Below are 18,015 nucleotides of genomic sequence, written 5' to 3' on the forward strand. Positions count from 1 at the left end.
GCATCGTCGCCGGGTGAATGGCTACTGTGGTCGGCATGAGTCGGCCCATGACGTCAACCGCGATGTTGGTCGCGCTGACCTGCTCGGCGACAGTGCTGGCCGCATGCGTCCCGGCGTTCGGCGCCGACCCGCGGTTCGCGACCTACTCGGGCGCAGGACCGCAAGGCGCAGCCACCACGACACCACCGCCGGCTGGCCCACCACCGCTCGCCGCACCCAAGAACGACTTGTCGTGGCACGACTGCACGTCACGGGTGTACTCGAATGCTGGGATCCCAGCAGCGCCCGGCGTCAAGCTGGAATGCGCAAGCTATGACACCGACCTCGACCCGCTCGTCGGCGGGTCCACAGCGGTAAGCATCGGCGTAGTGCGCGCGCGCTCCAACCAGACCCCGAGCGACGCAGGACCCCTGGTGTTCACCACCGGCTCCGACCTACCCTCGTCGACGCAGTTGCCGGTCTGGCTGGCACACGCGGGCATCGATGTGCTCCGCAGCCACCCCATTGTCGCCGTCGACCGCCGCGGCATGGGCATGTCGAGCCCAATCGACTGCCGCGATCACTTTGACCGCGACGAGATGCGTGATCAGGCGCAATTCCAGGCTGGCGACGATCCGGTGGCCAACCTTTCCGACATCTCCAACACCGCCACCACCGACTGCACCGACGCCATCGCGCCAGGCGAGTCCGCCTACGACAACACCCACGCCGCCTCGGATATCGAGCGCTTACGCAAACTCTGGGACGTCCCTGCCCTCGCCTTCGTCGGCATTGGCAACGGCACCCAAGTGGCGCTGGCCTACGCAGCATCGCGTCCCGACAACGTCGCCAGACTGATCCTCGACTCCCCAATCGCGTTGGGGGTCTCTGCCGAAGCCGCCGCCGAGCAACAGGTCCAGGGCCAACAGGCGGCGCTGGACGCATTCGCTGCGCAATGTGTCGCGGTGAACTGCGCGCTGGGCTCCCATCCGAAAGGCGCGGTCAGCGCGCTGCTGTCGGCCGCCCGGTCCGGTGATGGGCCCGGCGGCGCGTCGGTGGCGGCTGTCGCCAACGCCGTCGCCACCGCGTTGGGCTTCCCCGACAGTGGCCGGGTCGATAGCACCACGAAATTGGCCGACGCGCTGGCCGCGGCCCGCTCCGGGGACATGAACTTGCTGTCCGCCCTGATCAACCGCGCCGATACCACCCGGGATACGGACGGTCAGTTCATCAGCTCGTGCAGCGATGCGGTCAACCGCCCGACACCGGACCGGGTGCGCGAGCTGGTGGTGGCTTGGGGGAAGCTCTACCCGCAGTTCGGCGCCGTCGCGGCGCTCAACCTGGTGAAATGCGTGCACTGGCCCAGCAGTTCGCCGCCGCAGCCACCGAAAGACCTCAAGGTCGACGTGCTGTTGCTCGGTGTGCAAAACGACCCGATCGTGGGCAACGAAGGGGTCGCCGCGACCGCCGCCACGGCCATCAACGCCAACGCCGCCAGCAAGCGGGTGATGTGGCAAGGTATTGGCCACGGCGCCAGCATCTACTCGTCCTGCGCGGTGCCGCCACTCGTCGCCTACCTGGACACTGGCAAGCTGCCTGACACCGACACCTATTGCCCCGCCTGATATTCGGGGCGGGCGGGACGCGGTGTACGGTGCGCTGGTGACGGCAGCTGACTCCATCCGAACCGGCCTAGGCGCATCCTTGTTGGCCGGATTCCGTCCGCGCACCGGCGCCCCGAGCACCGCGACGATCCTGCGGTCGGCGCTCTGGCCGGCCGCCGTCCTGTCGGTGCTGCACCGCAGCATCGTATTGACGACCAACGGCAACATCACCGACGATTTCAAGCCGGTCTACCGCGCGGTGCTGAACTTCCGGCGCGGATGGGACATCTATAACGAGCACTTCGACTACGTCGACCCGCACTACCTGTATCCCCCCGGTGGCACCCTGCTGATGGCGCCGTTCGGCTACCTGCCCTTCGCCCCGTCGCGCTATCTGTTTATCTCGATCAACACCGCGGCCATCCTGGTCGCCGCCTACCTGCTGCTGCGGATGTTCAACTTCACGCTGACCTCGGTGGCCGCACCCGCCCTGATTCTGGCCATGTTTGCTACCGAGACCGTGACCAACACGCTGGTGTTCACCAACATCAACGGCTGCATCCTGCTGTTGGAGGTGCTCTTTCTGAGATGGCTGTTGGACGGCCGAGCCAGTCGTCAGTGGTGCGGCGGCCTGGCGATCGGGCTGACCCTGGTTCTCAAACCCCTGCTCGGTCCGCTGTTGTTGCTGCCGCTGCTGAACCGCCAGTGGCGGGCTCTGGTGGCCGCCGTCGTCGTTCCCGTCGTCGTCAACGTGGCCGCGCTGCCGCTGGTCAGTGACCCGATGAGCTTCTTCACCCGCACGCTGCCCTACATCTTGGGCACCCGGGACTACTTCAACAGCTCGATCTTGGGCAACGGCGTCTACTTCGGGCTGCCCACCTGGCTGATCCTGTTCCTGCGGATCCTGTTCACCGCGATCACCTTCGGCGCATTGTGGCTGTTGTACCGCTACTACCGCACCGGTGACCCGCTGTTTTGGTTCACCACCTCGTCGGGTGTGCTGCTGCTGTGGTCGTGGCTGGTGATGTCGCTGGCCCAGGGCTACTACTCGATGATGCTGTTCCCGTTCCTGATGACCGTTGTGCTGCCCAACTCGGTGATCCGCAACTGGCCGGCGTGGCTGGGAGTCTACGGCTTCATGACGTTGGATCGCTGGCTGCTGTTCAACTGGATGAGATGGGGCCGCGCGCTGGAATACCTCAAGATCACCTACGGTTGGTCGTTGCTGTTGATCGTGACGTTTACCGTGCTCTATTTCCGCTATCTGGACGCCAAGGCGGACAACCGGCTGGACGGCGGTATCGATCCAGCCTGGCTGACGCCCGAGCGGGAGGGCCAGCGGTGATCGCAAGCGCGGCGAGCCGGGCGCAGCGGGTCACCGCCATCGGGACTAGCGGTGATCGCAAGCGCGGCGAGCCGGGCGCAGCGGGTCACCGCCATCGGGACTAGCGTGGACCCATGACGCGCCCAAAGCTAGAACTGTCCGACGACGAGTGGCGTCAGAAGCTCACCCCGCAGGAATTCCATGTGCTACGTCGCGCCGGGACCGAGCGGCCCTTCACCGGTGAATACACCGACACCACAACAGCGGGCATCTACCAGTGCCGGGCCTGTGGCGCCGAATTGTTCCGCAGCACCGAGAAATTCGAGTCGCATTGCGGCTGGCCGTCGTTCTTCGACCCGAAAAGCTCCGATGCGGTGACCCTGCGCCCTGACCACTCGTTGGGGATGACGCGTACCGAGGTGCTGTGCGCGAACTGCGACAGCCACCTGGGCCACGTGTTCGCCGGCGAGGGGTATCCCACGCCAACCGACAAGCGCTATTGCATCAACTCCATTTCGCTGCGCCTGGTCCCCGGTAGCGTGTAGCGCCGAGATTGACGTTTTGCAGACGCCCTCTCGCACTTTCACTGCAAAACGTCAGTCTCGGTGAAAGTCAGTCCACCCGGGTGGCGTGCACTTCCCAGAACGGGGCATGTACGCGGCCGCCCACCAGCCACGGCTTAATCGCCCGGAACCGCTCCAGCACGCACCGCACTTGATCGGCCATATCGGGATTGCGCGCGGCCATCAGCTCTAGGGCCTCGACGCTCAAGTTGACCTGGTAGGTGGTCGTCCCCAGGTAGGTGATCTCCCAACCGCCGACCGGAAGCACCTGGCGAAAATCGTCCTCGGACAACGACCGCGGCATGCTGAACCCGTTGACGTTGTGCTCGCCGAATTCGAACATGTACAGCCGTGCACCCGGCTTGCTGGCCCGGCGCAGCGCCCGCACATAGCACCTTTGCAGCTCGGGCGCGGTGCTGAAGGTGTGGTAGAAGGCGCAATCGACGACGGTGTCGAACCGGCCGTCCAGCCCGTCGAGCGTGGTGGCGTCGCCGACCTGGAAGTTCACCGACACCCCCGCCTTACGCGCGTTGTCCCGAGCCCGCTCGATGGCCGCGACCGACCCGTCGATCCCGGTGGCCGCATATCCCTTGGCGGCGTAGTAGATCGCGTGGTGCCCGGGCCCGGTGCCCGGGTCGAGCACCTCACCTCGGATCGCGCCCAACGCAACCAGCTGTTGAACCACCGGCTGGGGACCCCCGATGTCCCATGGCGTGGCGGCCGGCAACCCGTGGGCGACCCGATCATCGCGATACATCTCCTCGAACCGGGTGGGATCGGCAGGATCGAACTGGGCCGTCATGGCAGCGAGTGCACCAACTGCTCCACCGGCACTCGCGGACCGGTGAAAAACGGTGTCTCCGCGCGGGTATGGCGGCGCGCGTCGGTGGCGCGCAGCTCACGCATTAGGTCGACGATGCGGTCCAGCTCGGGCGCCTCGAACGCCAGGATCCATTCGTAGTCGCCCAGCGCGAACGCCGGCACCGTGTTGGCCCGGACGTCCTTGTATCCGCGGGCGGCCATGCCGTGTTCGGCGAGCATGCGGCGACGTTCCTCGTCGGGCAGCAAGTACCACTCGTAAGACCGCACAAACGGATAGACGCAGATGTAGGCGCCGGGCTCCTCGCCGGCCAGAAACGCCGGGATATGACTTTTGTTGAACTCCGCCGGCCGGTGCAGGCCCACACCGCTCCACACCGGCGTGCATGCCCGCCCCAGCGTGGTGGTGCGCCGGAAGTCGGCGTAGGTGGCCTGCAGGGCCTCGACACGTTCGGCGTGGGTCCAGACCATGAAATCGGCGTCGGCCCGCAGGCCCGCGACGTCGTAGAGGCCGCGCACCACAACCCCGCGCTCTTCCTGCTGTTTGAAAAACGTGGACGCGTCGTCGATGATCGCGTCACGCTGGTCACCGAGCGCACCGGGACTCACCGAGAACACTGAGAACATCAGGTAGCGCAGCGTCGCATTCAACGCGTCATAGTCAAGACGGGCCATGGCATCTATCGTGCCACCTGCGCATCTAAGGCCTCGATGACGCTGGTGACGGCCCGGCCCGCCGCGCCGACGCAGGCCGGCACGCCGATCCCGTCGAGGTAGCTGCCCGCAACGGCCAGCGTCGGTGGCAGGCCGGCGCGCAGCTCGGCGACCACATCGGCATGGCCGGGACCGTACTGCGGCATCGCCTCGATCCAGCGCCGGACCCGAACGTCGACCGGGTCGACGGCCACACCGAACACCGTGACCAAGTCGTCCGCTGCCCAGGCCAGGAGTTGGTCGTCGGAGGCCGTCAGGGCCGGTTCGTCGCCGAACCGACCGAACGACAGCCGCAACAGCGCGACGTCGCCGCGCTGACCCCATTTGCGCGACGACAATGTGATCGCCTTGGCATGCGGTGACTCGTCGCCGGCCACCAGCACGCCGGAACAGTGCGGAAACGCGGTGCCGCCGGGCACCGCCAGCGCCACCACCGCCGACGACGCGCTCACGATCTGCCGGGCGGCGGCATGTGTGCGCGGCGCGATGCCATCGACGAGGCGCGCCAACCGCGGCGCCGGAACCGCCAGGATGACGGCGTCGGCCTGCCAGCGGCCGCCGGTTTCGTCGCGCAGCACCCAGCCGCGTTCGAGCTGGACCACCCTGGCCCGCACCCAGTGCACCCGGCTGCGCCGGACGAGCCCGTCGAGCAGCACCTGATACCCGCCGTCCAGCGCGCCGAACACCGGCCCGCCGCTTCCCGGCGGCAGCGCCTGCCGGACCGCGTCGGTCACACTGGTCGCCCCGCGATCCAGGGCCGCGGCCACGCTCGGGGCGGCCGCGCGCAGCCCGATCGTCGCCGCCGAGCCCGCGTATACCCCGCTTAACAGCGGGTCCACCGACCGGGCCACGACTTGGTCGCCGAACCGGTCAGCCACCAAGTCGGCCACCGCGGGATCGCTGCCCACCTGCCAGGTGAACGGACGAGCGGCTTCGGCGTCGATCCGCGCCAGGGTTGCGTCGTCGACCAGCCCCGCCATGGAGCCCGCCGACGACGGGATCCCGACGACCGTCTGCGGCGGCAGCGGGTGCAAGCGCTGCTGGCTGTAGATGAGCGGCCGCGCGCCGGTGCTGGCGAGTTGGCGGTCCGACAGGCCCAGCTCGGCCAAAAGCGCCGGCATCTCGGGCCTACGCAGCACGAACGCCTCCGCGCCGAGGTCCATTGGCTGTCCGCCGATATGCTCGGTGCGCAATACCCCGCCGAGCCTATCGGCCGGTTCGAACAAGGTGATGGTCGCGTCATCGCCGACAGCCTGCCGCAGCCGGTACGCCGAGGTCAATCCCGAAATCCCGCCTCCTACAACACAATACGAGCGGGGAGTCATAGCGAGTGTACGAGCGAGACCAGGTCGGCCAGCACCGCGGGATCGCTTTCTGGCAGCACCCCGTGGCCGAGGTTGAAGATATGGCCGGCCGCACCGGCGTCGACGGCGCGGCGTCCGTCGTCGACAACGGCACGTGCGGCACGTTCCACCGCCGGCCAGCCCGCCAGGACCACCGCCGGATCGAGGTTGCCCTGTAACGCCGTGCCGGGCACCACCCGGGCGGCGGCGTCGGTCAGCGGGGTCCGCCAGTCCACGCCGACGACGGCCCCTCGGCCTGGCCGCTCCCCGGCTGTCACGGCCTCCGACATCGCGCCCAGCAATTCGGCGGTCCCAACCCCGAAGTGCGTCATCGGCACGCCATGCTCGCCCAGCGCAGCGAACACCCGGGCGCTGTGCGGCAACACGTACTGGCGGTAGTCGATCGGCGAGAGCGCCCCGGCCCAGGAGTCGAATACCTGGATGGCGTCCACCCCCGCGTCGATTTGGCCGACCAGAAACGCGATGGTGAGGTCGGTCAGCTTGGCCATCAGCGCGTGCCAGCTCGCCGGCTCGGCCAACATCATCGCCTTGACGTGGGCGTGATGGCGGCTCGGTCCGCCCTCCACGAGGTAGGAGGCCAGCGTGAACGGCGCGCCGGCGAAACCGATCAGCGGCACGTCGCCAAGCTCAGCGACCAACAACGAAGCCGCCACCAATACCGGTTGAATCGCTTGTGGATCAAGTGGTTTCATGGCGGCGACATCGGCGGCGGTGCGCACCGGGTCCGCGATCACCGGCCCAACGTCGGCGACGATGTCCAAATCCACGCCGGCCGCCCGTAGCGGCACCACGATGTCGGAGAACAGGATGGCCGCGTCGACGTCGTAGCGGCGTATCGGCTGCAGGGTAATCTCACAGGCCACGTCCGGTTCGAAACAGGCCGCCAGCATGCTGTACCGCTCGCGCAGCGCCCGGTATTCGGGCAACGAGCGCCCGGCCTGCCGCATGAACCACACCGGCACCCGGCTGGGCTTGCGGCCGGTGACGGCGGCCAGATACGGCGACTGCGGAAGGTCGCGACGGGTACTCATCGAACTCAATGCTGCCACGACCGCCACCCCGCACCTGCGTAACATCGACCCAATGCCAGTTACCTACGACGACTTCCCCAGCCTGCGCTGCGAAATCCACGACCAACCTGGTCACGAAGGCGTGCTGGAGCTGGTGCTGGACTCCCCCGGGCTGAACTCGGTCGGGCCGCACATGCACCGCGACCTTGCCGACATCTGGCCGGTGATCGATCGCGACCCGGCCGTGCGCGTGGTCTTGGTCCGCGGTGAAGGCAAGGCCTTTTCCTCCGGCGGCAGTTTCGACCTGATCGCCGAAACCATCGGCGACTACCAGGGCCGGCTGCGCATCATGCGCGAGGCCCGCGACCTGGTGCTCAACCTGGTCAACTTCGACAAGCCGGTGGTGTCGGCGATTCGGGGCCCGGCCGTCGGTGCGGGTCTGGTTGTCGCGCTGCTCGCCGACATTTCGGTGGCGGGCCGCGCCGCGAAGATCATCGATGGGCACACCAAACTCGGGGTCGCCGCGGGGGATCACGCGGCGATCTGCTGGCCCCTGCTGGTCGGCATGGCCAAGGCCAAGTACTACCTGCTGACCTGCGAGCCGCTGTCCGGGGAGGAGGCCGAACGCATCGGTCTGGTCTCCATCTGCGTCGACGACGACGATGTGCTCCCCACCGCAACACGCCTGGCGGAGCGGCTCGCCGCTGGCGCGCAAAACGCCATCCGCTGGACCAAACGCAGCCTCAATCACTGGTATCGCATGTTCGGTCCCGCCTTCGAAACGTCGCTCGGGCTGGAGTTCATCGGGTTCGGTGGTCCCGACGTCCGGGAAGGCCTGGCCGCGCACCGCGAAAAGCGCCCCGCGCGGTTCGGCGCCGACCCCGATCCCGGCGCCGGCAGCTGAGCACAGTTCGGCGCGCCTGTGCACACGTGTCGGCGGATAGGTCTACCGTCGAAATCTGTGACCTCCGCCGGCGACGATGCAGAGCGCAGCGATGAGGAGGAGCGGCGCTTGACCTCCGCCGGCGACGATGCAGAGCGCAGCGATGAGGAGGAGCGGCGCTTGACCTCCGCCGGCGACGATGCAGAGCGCAGCGATGAGGAGGAGCGGCGCTTGACCTCCGCCGAGCCGGCCCTATTCCGCGAGGCAGTAGCGGCGATGAACGCTGTCACCGTGCGGCCGGAAATCGAACTCGGCCCTATCCGACCGCCGCAGCGGCTAGCTCCGTACAGCTATGCGCTGGGAGCCGAGATCAAGCATCCCGAACTCGACGTCATTCCGGAGCGTTCCGAGGGCGACGCCTTCGGCCGGCTGATCATGCTGTATGACCCGGACGGCTCCGATGCATGGGACGGCACTATTCGCCTGGTCGCCTATGTCCAGGCCGACCTGGACTCGAGTGAAGCCGTCGACCCCCTGCTGCCCGAGGTGGCATGGAGTTGGCTGGTGGACGCGCTGACAGCGCGCACCGACCAGGTGAGGGCCCTGGGCGGCACTGTCACCGCCACCACATCGGTGCGATACGGCGACATCTCCGGGCCGCCGCGCGCTCACCAGCTGGAGCTACGGGCGTCATGGACGGCGACCACCCCCGATCTGGGCGCCCATGTCCAGGCGTTCTGCGACGTCCTGGAGCACGCGGCCGGCCTGCCGCCAGCCGGGGTCACCGACCTGGGCTCGCGGTCACGCGCCTGACATGTGCCCCGAGCCGTCTCACGCGGGAGCTGCTGAGTCCGAAGGCACGGAATCGGAACCCACCCCCTTGCTCCGGCCCGCCGGTGGGATACCGGATCTGTGTGTGACCGTCGGTGAAATCGCCGCTGCCGCAGAACTACTGGACCGCGGGCGCGGACCGTTCGCGGTAGACGCCGAGCGGGCGTCGGGTTTCCGCTACTCCGGCCGCGCCTACCTGATTCAGATCCGGCGGGCCGAGGCCGGCACCGTACTGATCGACCCGGTCAGCCACGGCGGTGACCCGTTGACCGTGCTGGCGCCGGTCGCCGAGGTGCTCAGCACCAACGAGTGGATCCTGCACTCCGCCGATCAGGATCTGCCCTGTCTCGCCGAGGTCGGTATGCGACCGCCAGCGCTATACGACACCGAGCTTGCCGGGCGCCTGGCCGGGTTCGATCGAGTGAACCTGGCGGCCATGGTCGAGCGGTTACTTGGACTGGGATTGACCAAGGGCCACGGCGCGGCCGACTGGTCCAAGCGCCCGCTACCCTCGGCCTGGCTGAACTACGCGGCGTTGGACGTGGAACTGCTCATCGAACTACGCGCGGCGATCTCGCGGGTGCTGGCCGAGCAAGGCAAAACCGATTGGGCTGCGCAGGAATTCGAGCACCTGCGGTCGTTCGAATCAAGGCCACCCCCAGCGGCCGCCCGGCAGGACCGCTGGCGACGAACCTCGGGTATCCACAAAGTGCATGACCGGCGGGGGCTGGCCGCGGTCCGCGAATTGTGGACAGCGCGTGACCGAATCGCCCAGCGCCGCGACATCGCGCCCCGCCGGATCTTGCCGGACTCGGCCATTATCGATGCCGCCATCGCCGACCCAAAGTCAGTCGACGACCTTGTCGCGTTACCGGTGTTCGGCGGACGCAACCAACGTCGCAGCGCGGCTGTGTGGTGGGCGGCACTGGCAGCCGCACGCGAAAGCCCAGATCCGCCGGAGATCGCCGAACCGGCAAACGGGCCGCCGCCGCCGGGGCGGTGGGTCAGACGGAAACCGGCAGCCGCCGCACGGCTGGATGCGGCGCGCGCGGCGCTGACGGAGGTGTCGCAACGGGTGCGGGTACCGACCGAGAACCTGGTCTCACCTGATCTGGTGCGACGGCTGTGTTGGGAATGGGAGGACATCTCGCAGAGTTCTCCAGACCCGATTGCCGCTGTCGAGGCGTACCTGCGCACCGGCCAGGCACGGGCCTGGCAGCTCGAACTAGTGGTCCCCATCCTGACCGCGGCGTTGACAGGGGCTCCGGACGCCGGCGCCCAGGGCGATGATGGCTCTTAGTCGAGATGTTCTGGAATCGCGTCGGACGCACACACCCCGGTACCCAGCGCGGCGACCCAGCCGGTGATCCGCCGGGCCACGTCCTGGTCGGTAAGCCCCAGATCGGCCAGCACCTCGCTTCGAGACGCGTGCTCGTAGAACTCCTGCGGCAACCCGACATCGCGGCAGGGCACGTCGATCTCCGCGCGCCGCAGCGCGGCCGACACCGCTGACCCCGCCCCACCGTTGACCCCGTTGTCCTCTAGCGTGACGAGCAGCTTGTGCTGCACCGCCAGTTCGCGCACACCGTCAGACACCGGCAACACCCAGCGCGGGTCGATCACCGTCACACCGATCCCCTGGTTGTGCAGCCGCTTGGCCACCGCCAACGCCATCGGTGCGAACGCGCCGATGGCCACCAACAGGACGTCGTGGTTCAAACCATCGGCGGGCGCCGCCAGCACATCCACGCCTCCACGCCGCTCCAAAGCCGAAATATCTTCTCCCACATCACCTTTGGGGAACCGTAACGCCGTCGGGCCGTCGTCGACGTCGAGCGCCTCGCCGAGTTCTTCACGCAACCGGGTGGCGTCTCTGGGCGCTGCCACCCGGATGCCGGGCACGATACCCAGCATCGACAAGTCCCACATTCCGTTGTGGCTGGCGCCGTCGCTACCGGTGATCCCGGCACGGTCCAGCACCATGGTGACCGGCAGCTTGTGCAGCGCCACATCCATCATGATCTGGTCGAACGCCCGGTTCAGGAACGTCGAGTAGATCGCCACCACGGGGTGCAGCCCACCCATCGCCAACCCGGCCGCCGACGTCATCGCGTGTTGCTCGGCGATCCCGACGTCGAACAATCGATCCGGGAAGCGCTGCCCGAACGCGGTCAGCCCGGTGGGGCCCGGCATGGCCGCGGTAATGGCCACGATGTCACGGCGTTTCTGGGCGTAGCCGATAAGTGCATCAGAGAAGGTCGCCGTCCAGCCTGGGCCGGCCACCTTGGTGGCTTGTCCGGTGGCCGGATCGATCGGGACCGTGGAATGCATCTGCTCGGCCTGGTCGGCCTCGGCCGGCGGGTAGCCCATGCCCTTGCGGGTGACGACGTGCACGATCACCGGTGCACCGAAGCGCCGCGCGCTGCGCAGCGCGACCTCCACCGCCCGCTCGTCATGGCCGTCGACCGGGCCGACGTACTTCAACCCGAGGTCGGTGAACAGCAACTGCGGCGACAGCGAGTCCTTGATGCCGGCCTTGACGCTGTGCAGGAATCGAAACCACAGACCGCCGACAAGCGGCACCGCGCGCACCAGGTCGCGGCCCGTCTCCAGCGCCTGCTCGTAGGCCGGCTGCAGCCGCAGCGTGGCCAGATGGTCGGCGACGCCCCCGATTGTGGGCGCGTAGCTGCGCCCATTGTCGTTGACCACGATAATCACCGGCCGGCGGGATGCGGCGATATTGTTCAGCGCCTCCCAGCACATACCGCCGGTGAGCGCACCGTCACCGACCACCGCGACCACATGCCGGTTGCGGTGTCCGGTCAACTCGAACGCCTTGGCCAACCCGTCCGCGTACGACAGCGCCGCGCTGGCGTGGCTCGACTCCACCCAGTCGTGCTCGCTCTCGGCACGAGACGGATACCCCGACAACCCGCCCTTCTTACGCAGGGTTGCGAAGTCCTGGCTGCGTCCGGTCAACATCTTGTGGACGTAGGCCTGGTGACCGGTGTCGAAGATGATCGGATCGTGCGGCGAGTCGAATACCCGGTGCAGCGCCAAGGTGAGTTCCACCACTCCCAGGTTCGGCCCCAGATGCCCCCCCGTGGCGGCAACCTTGTGGATCAGGAACTCACGGATCTCGGCGGCCAGCTCCCGAAGCTGCGCCTGGGAAAGGTGCTGCAGATCAGCGGGCCCGCGGATCTGTTGCAGCATTTCGCTAGTGTACGCAGCAACCCCCCCATTGGCCCAGCATGCGGCCGCCGATCAAAAGGGCCGAACCACTTTGATAGCGTCGGTGGCCGGCGCGCCGGGAAGCCTGGTCGGCGACTCATTGTCATCCAACTCCGGAGTTCGATATGAAGGTAAACATCGACCCAACCGCGCCCACCTTTGCGACGTATCGTCGGGATATGCGTGCCGAGCAAATGGCGGAGGACTATCCCGTCGTAAGCATCGATTCCGACGCGCTGGATGCTGCCCGCATGCTCGCAGAGCATCGTCTGCCTGGACTATTGGTCACCGCCGGAGCGGGCAAACAGTATGCGGTACTCCCTGCCTCACAGGTCGTGCGCTTCATCGTGCCCCGCTATGTGCAAGACGATCCCTTACTGGCCGGTGTGCTCAACGAATCGACGGCCGACCGGTGCGCCGAGAGATTGAGCGGCAAAAAGGTCCGCGACGTGTTGCCTGACCACCTGGTCGAGGTTCCCCCGGCTAACGCCGACGACACCATCATCGAGGTGGCCGCGGTGATGGCACGGCTGCGCAGCCCATTGCTCGCGGTGGTCAAAGACGGCTCGCTGCTCGGGGTGGTCACCGCATCGCGCCTGCTTGCTGCGGCACTGAAGACTTGACCTCGTGAGCGTCGTCGCGGTCACCATCTTCGTGGCGGCCTACGTTCTGATTGCCAGCGATCGCGTCAACAAGACGATGGTGGCGCTGACCGGCGCGGCGGCCGTGGTCGTCCTACCAGTGATCACATCCCACGACATCTTCTATTCCCACGACACCGGAATCGACTGGGACGTCATTTTCTTGTTGGTGGGCATGATGATCATCGTCGGAGTGCTGCGGCAGACGGGGGTGTTCGAATACACCGCGATCTGGGCCGCCAAGCGCGCCCGCGGCTCGCCGCTACGCATCATGATCCTGCTGGTATTGGTGAGCGCGTTGGCGTCAGCCTTGCTGGATAACGTCACCACGGTGTTGTTGATCGCGCCGGTCACGCTATTGGTGTGCGACCGGTTAAACATCAACACGACGTCGTTCCTGATGGCCGAAGTCTTCGCCTCCAACATTGGTGGCGCCGCGACGTTGGTGGGTGACCCGCCGAACATCATCGTGGCCAGCCGGGCGGGATTGACGTTCAACGACTTCATGCTGCACTTGACACCGCTGGTAGTCATTGTGCTGATCGCCCTCATCGCTGTGCTGCCCCGCCTGTTCGGCTCGATCACGGTCGAAGCCGATCGAATTGCCGATGTCATGGCGCTCGACGAGGGTGAAGCCATCCGCGACCGCGGACTGCTGGTCAAATGTGGCGCCGTGCTGGTGCTGGTGTTCGCGGCCTTCGTCGCCCATCCGGTGCTGCACATCCAGCCTTCTCTAGTGGCGCTGCTGGGCGCTGGGATGCTGATCGTGGTCTCGGGTCTGACGCGATCCGAGTATCTATCCAGCGTCGAGTGGGACACGCTGCTGTTTTTCGCCGGGCTGTTCATTATGGTCGGAGCGCTGGTCAAGACCGGTGTCGTCAACGATCTCGCGCGGGCAGCGACCCAGCTGACCGGCGGCAATATTGTGGCCACCGCGTTCCTAATCCTCGGCGTCTCCGCCCCGATCTCGGGAATTATCGACAACATTCCCTACGTCGCCACGATGACGCCCCTCGTCGCGGAGCTGGTCGCGGTCATGGGGGGTCAACCCAGCACCGACACCCCCTGGTGGGCGCTGGCCCTGGGTGCCGACTTCGGCGGCAACCTGACCGCAATCGGCGCCAGCGCGAACGTCGTCATGCTCGGAATCGCCCGGCGCGCAGGAGCTCCCATCTCGTTCTGGGAGTTCACCCGCAAAGGGGCGGTGGTCACGGCCGTCTCGATCGCGCTCGCGGCGATCTACCTGTGGTTGCGGTACTTCGTGTTGTTGCACTGACCATCTGTATTGCCGACAGACCTGTAGCACCAGACGACGCCGCGATGAGCGGCCTACGAGAAGATTCGGAGGATGGCCGATGAGCATCATCGCCATCACGGTGTTCGTAGCCGGCTATGCACTTATCGCAAGCGACCGAGTCAGCAAGACCCGGGTGGCACTGACGTGCGCGGCGATCATGGTCGGCGCCGGGATCGTCGGATCGGACGACGTGTTCTACTCGCACGAAGCCGGAATCGATTGGGACGTCATCTTTCTGCTCTTGGGCATGATGATCATCGTCAGCGTGCTTCGGCACACCGGCGTCTTCGAATACGTCGCGATTTGGGCCGTCAAACGCGCAAACGCCGCGCCGTTGCGCATCATGATCCTGCTGGTGCTGGTGACCGCGCTGGGGTCGGCCCTGCTGGACAACGTCACCACGGTGTTGTTGATCGCGCCGGTGACGCTACTGGTATGTGATCGACTGGGGGTCAATTCCACGCCGTTTTTGGTGGCCGAAGTCTTCGCGTCCAATGTCGGCGGCGCGGCCACGCTGGTCGGCGACCCGCCGAACATCATCATCGCCAGCCGGGCGGGACTGACGTTCAACGACTTCCTGATCCACATGGCCCCGGCCGTGCTCGTCGTCATGATCGCCCTGATCGGTCTGCTGCCCTGGCTGCTGGGCTCCGTCACTGCCGAGCCCGACCGAGTTGCCGACGTGCTGTCGCTCAACGAGCGCGAAGCCATCCACGATCGCGGGCTGCTCATCAAGTGCGGTGTCGTCTTGGTGCTGGTGTTTGCGGCCTTCATCGCTCATCCGGTGCTGCACATCCAGCCGTCTCTGGTGGCGCTGCTGGGCGCCGGTGTGCTCGTACGGTTCTCGGGGCTGGAGCGATCCGACTACCTGTCCAGCGTCGAGTGGGACACCCTGCTGTTCTTCGCCGGGCTGTTCGTCATGGTGGGGGCCCTGGTGAAGACCGGTGTCGTCGAGCAACTGGCGCGGGCAGCAACCGAGCTGACCGGCGGCAACGAGTTACTCACAGTCGGTTTGATTCTCGGCATCTCGGCACCGGTGTCCGGCATCATCGACAACATCCCCTACGTCGCCACGATGACGCCCATCGTGACCGAACTGGTCGCCGCGATGCCGGGCCACGTCCACCCCGACACGTTCTGGTGGGCACTGGCGCTAAGCGCCGACTTCGGCGGCAACCTGACCGCCGTGGCAGCCAGCGCCAATGTCGTCATGCTCGGAATCGCCCGGCGCTCGGGCACTCCCATCTCGTTCTGGAAGTTCACCCGCAAGGGCGCGGTGGTGACCGCGGTCTCGCTCGTGTTGTCGGCGGTCTACCTGTGGCTGCGGTACTTCGTGTTCGGCTAAGCGCCAACGCTCACGCGTGCTTAGCGCGAAAGCGCCGAAACAGCACCCAGACGATGGCCAGGTTGTAGACGGCACCCCCGACGAGATACGGCCACCAGGTGCCGTGATCGCTGGCGACCCAAAATGCCTTGGCAGCCCAGTACGGTGGTAAGACGCCGAACGCGAGGTTCCAGTTGGAACTGATGAACCACGGCAGGCAGGGCAGCCCGGCGATGAGCATGCCCAGCGCACGGACCATCGCCAGGCCCTGAATCTTGTTGTTCGCCACCGCAAGAATCAGCAGCAGCGTGACCACCGCCGACAGGCCGGCCACCAGTCCGATGGGAATCAGTGAAGACACCAGGCCCGGTTCGAGGATCCCGCTGCACGACATCGTCGCGACGACGTAGATGGTGGTCACCACCATCACGGTGGCCGCACGATAGCCGAAAAAGACCGACAGCGGCACCGGGGTTACTCGCAGCGCCGTCATCGTGCCCGCGTCTACGTCGTCCAGCACCAAGAACGCGGCCAGCGCACCGGCGACGATGATGCTGGTCAACAACAGGAACGCGGTGAGGATCAGTGGGTAGTATCCGACCAGGTCGAATCCATAACGCCGCGCCAGCATCTCGGTGAACAGCGGCGTGAGCAGCGCGACTCCGGTGGTCCAGATGACCGGTGCGATGACGAGCATGACCAGCAGCGGATCGCGGTAGGTGCCTCGAATGTCGTTGCGGCCGAACGCGGCCAACGCCCGTGGGCCCGCAAGGCTCGATATCGCTCTCACAGCACACCCGATCTTTGCACGACATAACGGCCGAATAGCGCCTTGGCCGCCCGGCACAATCCCGCCGCACACACGATTGGGTAGACCACCGCATACCCGACCTGCCAGGGCGCCAAGCTCACCTGATCGAACGCCGCGCCGAGCAAGAGCAGCGGCCCCTGGGTGGGGATGAGGTAAAGCACCGGGTTGGGCCACAGGCCGGAGTAGTGCACCACCGGCGGCGCCAGCATGATCGCGAGCGGGATGACCGCCGCCAGGAACCAATCGGTCACCGAGGCGAACGGCAACGAGGAACTGAAGCCGACCAGCAGCATCAGCAGTGTGCCCAGCACGATGCCGGCCACCAGCGGCAGCAGGTGGTAACCAAGCCCGTGAACGATGGTGGCCACGACAACCGCAACGAACAGCGAGATCGCCAGCAGCACAGTTAGTTTGGCAGCCAGGTACTCCCAGAACCGCAGCGGCGTCGAGACGATCGCGCCGATCGTGCGCTCCTGCTTCTCGAAGAACACGGTCCCGCCGACGAAGAAGAACCCGATGATCGCGATATCACCCACCAGGACATAGGGTTCGGCGACCGGGCGCAGGCTGACCGGCATCGGCAGCAGCACTGCCAGCCAAATCAGTCCGGAGAAAACGGCGGCATGCAAGAACTTCTGCCGCACCTGTAGCGTCAGCTCGAGCCGCAGCGCAGGCACCAACCGGGTCATGTCAGCTGCCTGCCGGTGACCTCGACGAAGACATCGTCGAGGCTGGCCTCGCGGCTATGAATGGTCTCGACGTGGTGGTTTCGCAGCACGGAGTGGAACGCCGGGTCGTCGGCAAGGCCGTCCATGCCGAACTCGGCGGTCTCGAGTCCCCCGCCGTCGCCCCGGTATTCCACCCGCACCCGCCGCCGGCTGCGAGCGATCTTCAGTTCGGTGGGACTGTCCAGTGCGACGATCCTGCCGTCGACGACGAACGCCACCCGGTCGCACAGCTCGTCGGCGGTGGCCATGTCGTGCGTGGTGAGAAAGATCGTGCGGCCGCGCGCCTTCAGGTCCACGATGATGTCCTTGATCTTGCGGGCGTTCACCGGGTCCAGCCCGGAGGTGGGCTCGTCGAGGAACAGCAGCTCCGGGTCGTTGATCAGCGACCTGGCGAAGGGCAGCCGCATCTGCATGCCCTTGGAGTACTTGCCCACTAGGGTGTGGGCGTCATCGGCCAGGCCGACGGCGGCCAGCAGCTGCATCGGGTCGGCCGTCGCGCCGGCGTACAGCGAGGCGAAGAAGCGCAGGTTCTCATACCCGGTGAGCTTTTGGTAGTGGTTGGGCAGCTCGAAGGAGACCCCGATGCGCTCGTAGTAATCGGGTCCCCACTCGGCCGGCTCTTTGTCCCACACCGTGGCCTGGCCGCCGTGGTCGCGCAGCAGCCCGATGAGAAGCTTCTGGGTGGTGGACTTGCCCGCGCCGCTGGGACCTAGAAGCCCGAAGATTTCGCCGCGGCCGACGGTGAACTCCATGCCACGCACCGCCGGCTCGGCCGCCTTTGGGTAGCGGAAGGTGAGCCCGCGCACGCGGATCACCTCGGTTCCCACACGCGCCGATGCCACAGCACGGTTGAGCGCCGTCATGATTGGCTCCGTTCCCTTTCGGGCGAGCG

17 protein-coding genes and 3 other annotated features are annotated in these 18,015 nt (G+C 66.7%); of the genes, 9 read left to right on the plus strand and 8 right to left on the minus strand.

Annotated elements, in window-relative coordinates:
• The first annotated feature begins 17 nt into the window (after window positions 1-17).
• From Rv2672 to msrB, 3 genes are all read left to right on the plus strand, one after another.
• Window positions 18-1,604, plus strand: a complete 1,587-nt coding sequence (locus tag Rv2672) for a protease (RefSeq protein ID NP_217188.1) — start codon at window positions 18-20, stop codon at window positions 1,602-1,604.
• A gap of 22 nt (window positions 1,605-1,626) precedes the next feature.
• A complete protein-coding gene (gene aftC / locus Rv2673; RefSeq protein ID NP_217189.1) occupies window positions 1,627-2,928 on the plus strand; it encodes an alpha-(1->3)-arabinofuranosyltransferase in 1,302 nt (433 codons plus the stop codon).
• Window positions 2,929-3,041: 113 nt separating this feature from the next.
• A complete protein-coding gene (gene msrB, locus Rv2674) occupies window positions 3,042-3,452 on the plus strand; it encodes a peptide methionine sulfoxide reductase MsrB (RefSeq protein NP_217190.1) in 411 nt (136 codons plus the stop codon).
• Window positions 3,453-3,519: 67 nt separating this feature from the next.
• Here the strand turns inward: msrB and Rv2675c are convergent, their stop codons facing one another.
• Genes Rv2675c through hemE form a run of 4 tightly spaced genes read right to left on the minus strand, consistent with a single transcriptional unit; the run spans window position 3,520 to window position 7,398 of the window.
• Window positions 3,520-4,272 carry a hypothetical protein gene (locus tag Rv2675c; RefSeq protein NP_217191.1) on the minus strand — a complete coding sequence of 251 codons (753 nt, stop codon included), beginning with the start codon at window positions 4,270-4,272 and terminating at the stop codon, window positions 3,520-3,522.
• Window positions 4,269-4,964, minus strand: a complete 696-nt coding sequence (locus Rv2676c) for a hypothetical protein (protein ID NP_217192.1) — start codon at window positions 4,962-4,964, stop codon at window positions 4,269-4,271. The genes Rv2675c and Rv2676c overlap by 4 nt, the downstream gene beginning before the upstream one ends.
• A 5-nt stretch (window positions 4,965-4,969) precedes the next feature.
• Window positions 4,970-6,328 carry a protoporphyrinogen oxidase gene (gene hemY / locus Rv2677c; RefSeq protein ID YP_177675.1) on the minus strand — a complete coding sequence of 453 codons (1,359 nt, stop codon included), beginning with the start codon at window positions 6,326-6,328 and terminating at the stop codon, window positions 4,970-4,972.
• Complete coding sequence (hemE, locus tag Rv2678c; protein ID NP_217194.1) at window positions 6,325-7,398, minus strand: uroporphyrinogen decarboxylase; 1,074 nt, start codon at window positions 7,396-7,398, stop codon at window positions 6,325-6,327. Before hemE ends, hemY begins: the two co-directional genes overlap by 4 nt.
• Before the next feature lie 52 nt (window positions 7,399-7,450).
• Between hemE and echA15 the strand changes: the two genes are divergently transcribed.
• The 3 genes from echA15 to Rv2681 all read left to right on the plus strand — a co-directional run bounded on the left by echA15 (window position 7,451) and on the right by Rv2681 (window position 10,391).
• Window positions 7,451-8,281, plus strand: coding sequence for an enoyl-CoA hydratase EchA15 (gene echA15 / locus Rv2679; protein NP_217195.1), 831 nt, complete (start codon window positions 7,451-7,453; stop codon window positions 8,279-8,281).
• Between the two features lie 57 nt (window positions 8,282-8,338).
• Window positions 8,339-8,389, plus strand: a repeat region (51 bp Mycobacterial Interspersed Repetitive Unit,Class II).
• Window positions 8,390-8,440 (plus strand) — a repeat region (51 bp Mycobacterial Interspersed Repetitive Unit,Class II).
• Window positions 8,441-8,491 (plus strand) — a repeat region (51 bp Mycobacterial Interspersed Repetitive Unit,Class II).
• Entirely contained in the window at window positions 8,441-9,073 is a 633-nt protein-coding gene (locus tag Rv2680) for a hypothetical protein (protein ID NP_217196.1), read from the plus strand. (Overlaps the previous feature by 51 nt.)
• Window position 9,074: 1 nt before the next feature.
• Complete coding sequence (locus Rv2681) at window positions 9,075-10,391, plus strand: hypothetical protein (RefSeq protein ID NP_217197.1); 1,317 nt, start codon at window positions 9,075-9,077, stop codon at window positions 10,389-10,391.
• On the opposite strand, the gene dxs1 is transcribed toward Rv2681, so the two are convergent.
• Window positions 10,388-12,304 (minus strand): 1-deoxy-D-xylulose 5-phosphate synthase, encoded by a 1,917-nt coding sequence (dxs1, locus tag Rv2682c; protein ID YP_177898.1) that lies wholly within the window; start codon window positions 12,302-12,304, stop codon window positions 10,388-10,390. The genes Rv2681 and dxs1 overlap by 4 nt on opposite strands.
• 143 nt (window positions 12,305-12,447) lie before the next feature.
• Between dxs1 and Rv2683 the strand changes: the two genes are divergently transcribed.
• From Rv2683 to arsB1, 3 genes are all read left to right on the plus strand, one after another.
• On the plus strand, window positions 12,448-12,945 hold the full coding sequence (locus tag Rv2683; protein NP_217199.1) for a hypothetical protein: 498 nt from the start codon (window positions 12,448-12,450) through the stop codon (window positions 12,943-12,945).
• 4 nt (window positions 12,946-12,949) lie between these two features.
• Window positions 12,950-14,239: an arsenic-transport integral membrane protein ArsA gene (gene arsA, locus Rv2684; RefSeq protein ID NP_217200.1), complete on the plus strand. Its 1,290-nt coding sequence runs from the start codon at window positions 12,950-12,952 to the stop codon at window positions 14,237-14,239.
• Window positions 14,240-14,318: 79 nt separating this feature from the next.
• Entirely contained in the window at window positions 14,319-15,605 is a 1,287-nt protein-coding gene (arsB1, locus tag Rv2685) for an arsenic-transport integral membrane protein ArsB (RefSeq protein ID YP_177899.1), read from the plus strand.
• 10 nt (window positions 15,606-15,615) lie between these two features.
• On the opposite strand, the gene Rv2686c is transcribed toward arsB1, so the two are convergent.
• From Rv2686c to Rv2688c, 3 genes are read right to left on the minus strand one after another with little or no spacing between them, the layout of a single operon-like run.
• Window positions 15,616-16,374 carry an antibiotic ABC transporter permease gene (locus tag Rv2686c; RefSeq protein ID NP_217202.1) on the minus strand — a complete coding sequence of 253 codons (759 nt, stop codon included), beginning with the start codon at window positions 16,372-16,374 and terminating at the stop codon, window positions 15,616-15,618.
• The gene (locus Rv2687c; RefSeq protein NP_217203.1) at window positions 16,371-17,084 is read right to left on the minus strand and encodes an antibiotic ABC transporter permease; all 714 of its coding nucleotides are present in this window, start codon (window positions 17,082-17,084) and stop codon (window positions 16,371-16,373) included. Before Rv2687c ends, Rv2686c begins: the two co-directional genes overlap by 4 nt.
• Entirely contained in the window at window positions 17,081-17,986 is a 906-nt protein-coding gene (locus tag Rv2688c) for an antibiotic ABC transporter ATP-binding protein (RefSeq protein NP_217204.1), read from the minus strand. The genes Rv2687c and Rv2688c overlap by 4 nt, the downstream gene beginning before the upstream one ends.
• Window positions 17,987-18,015 lie beyond the last annotated feature (29 nt).

Origin of the sequence: Mycobacterium tuberculosis H37Rv (genome assembly GCF_000195955.2) — a bacterium.
Lineage (GTDB): Bacteria > Actinomycetota > Actinomycetes > Mycobacteriales > Mycobacteriaceae > Mycobacterium > Mycobacterium tuberculosis.

What these genes read in the sequence shown, in the direction of transcription:
- Rv2672 (NP_217188.1), top strand. Translation starts at nt 18, where the DNA reads ATGGCTACTGTGGTCGGCATGAGTCGGCCCATGACGTCAACCGCGATG.
- msrB (NP_217190.1), top strand. Translation starts at nt 3,042, where the DNA reads ATGACGCGCCCAAAGCTAGAACTGTCCGACGACGAGTGGCGTCAGAAG.
- Rv2675c (NP_217191.1), bottom strand. Translation starts at nt 4,272, where the DNA reads ATGACGGCCCAGTTCGATCCTGCCGATCCCACCCGGTTCGAGGAGATG.
- Rv2676c (NP_217192.1), bottom strand. Translation starts at nt 4,964, where the DNA reads ATGGCCCGTCTTGACTATGACGCGTTGAATGCGACGCTGCGCTACCTG.
- hemY (YP_177675.1), bottom strand. Translation starts at nt 6,328, where the DNA reads ATGACTCCCCGCTCGTATTGTGTTGTAGGAGGCGGGATTTCGGGATTG.
- hemE (NP_217194.1), bottom strand. Translation starts at nt 7,398, where the DNA reads ATGAGTACCCGTCGCGACCTTCCGCAGTCGCCGTATCTGGCCGCCGTC.
- echA15 (NP_217195.1), top strand. Translation starts at nt 7,451, where the DNA reads ATGCCAGTTACCTACGACGACTTCCCCAGCCTGCGCTGCGAAATCCAC.
- Rv2681 (NP_217197.1), top strand. Translation starts at nt 9,075, where the DNA reads ATGTGCCCCGAGCCGTCTCACGCGGGAGCTGCTGAGTCCGAAGGCACG.
- dxs1 (YP_177898.1), bottom strand. Translation starts at nt 12,304, where the DNA reads ATGCTGCAACAGATCCGCGGGCCCGCTGATCTGCAGCACCTTTCCCAG.
- Rv2683 (NP_217199.1), top strand. Translation starts at nt 12,448, where the DNA reads ATGAAGGTAAACATCGACCCAACCGCGCCCACCTTTGCGACGTATCGT.
- arsB1 (YP_177899.1), top strand. Translation starts at nt 14,319, where the DNA reads ATGAGCATCATCGCCATCACGGTGTTCGTAGCCGGCTATGCACTTATC.
- Rv2687c (NP_217203.1), bottom strand. Translation starts at nt 17,084, where the DNA reads ATGACCCGGTTGGTGCCTGCGCTGCGGCTCGAGCTGACGCTACAGGTG.
- Rv2688c (NP_217204.1), bottom strand. Translation starts at nt 17,986, where the DNA reads ATGACGGCGCTCAACCGTGCTGTGGCATCGGCGCGTGTGGGAACCGAG.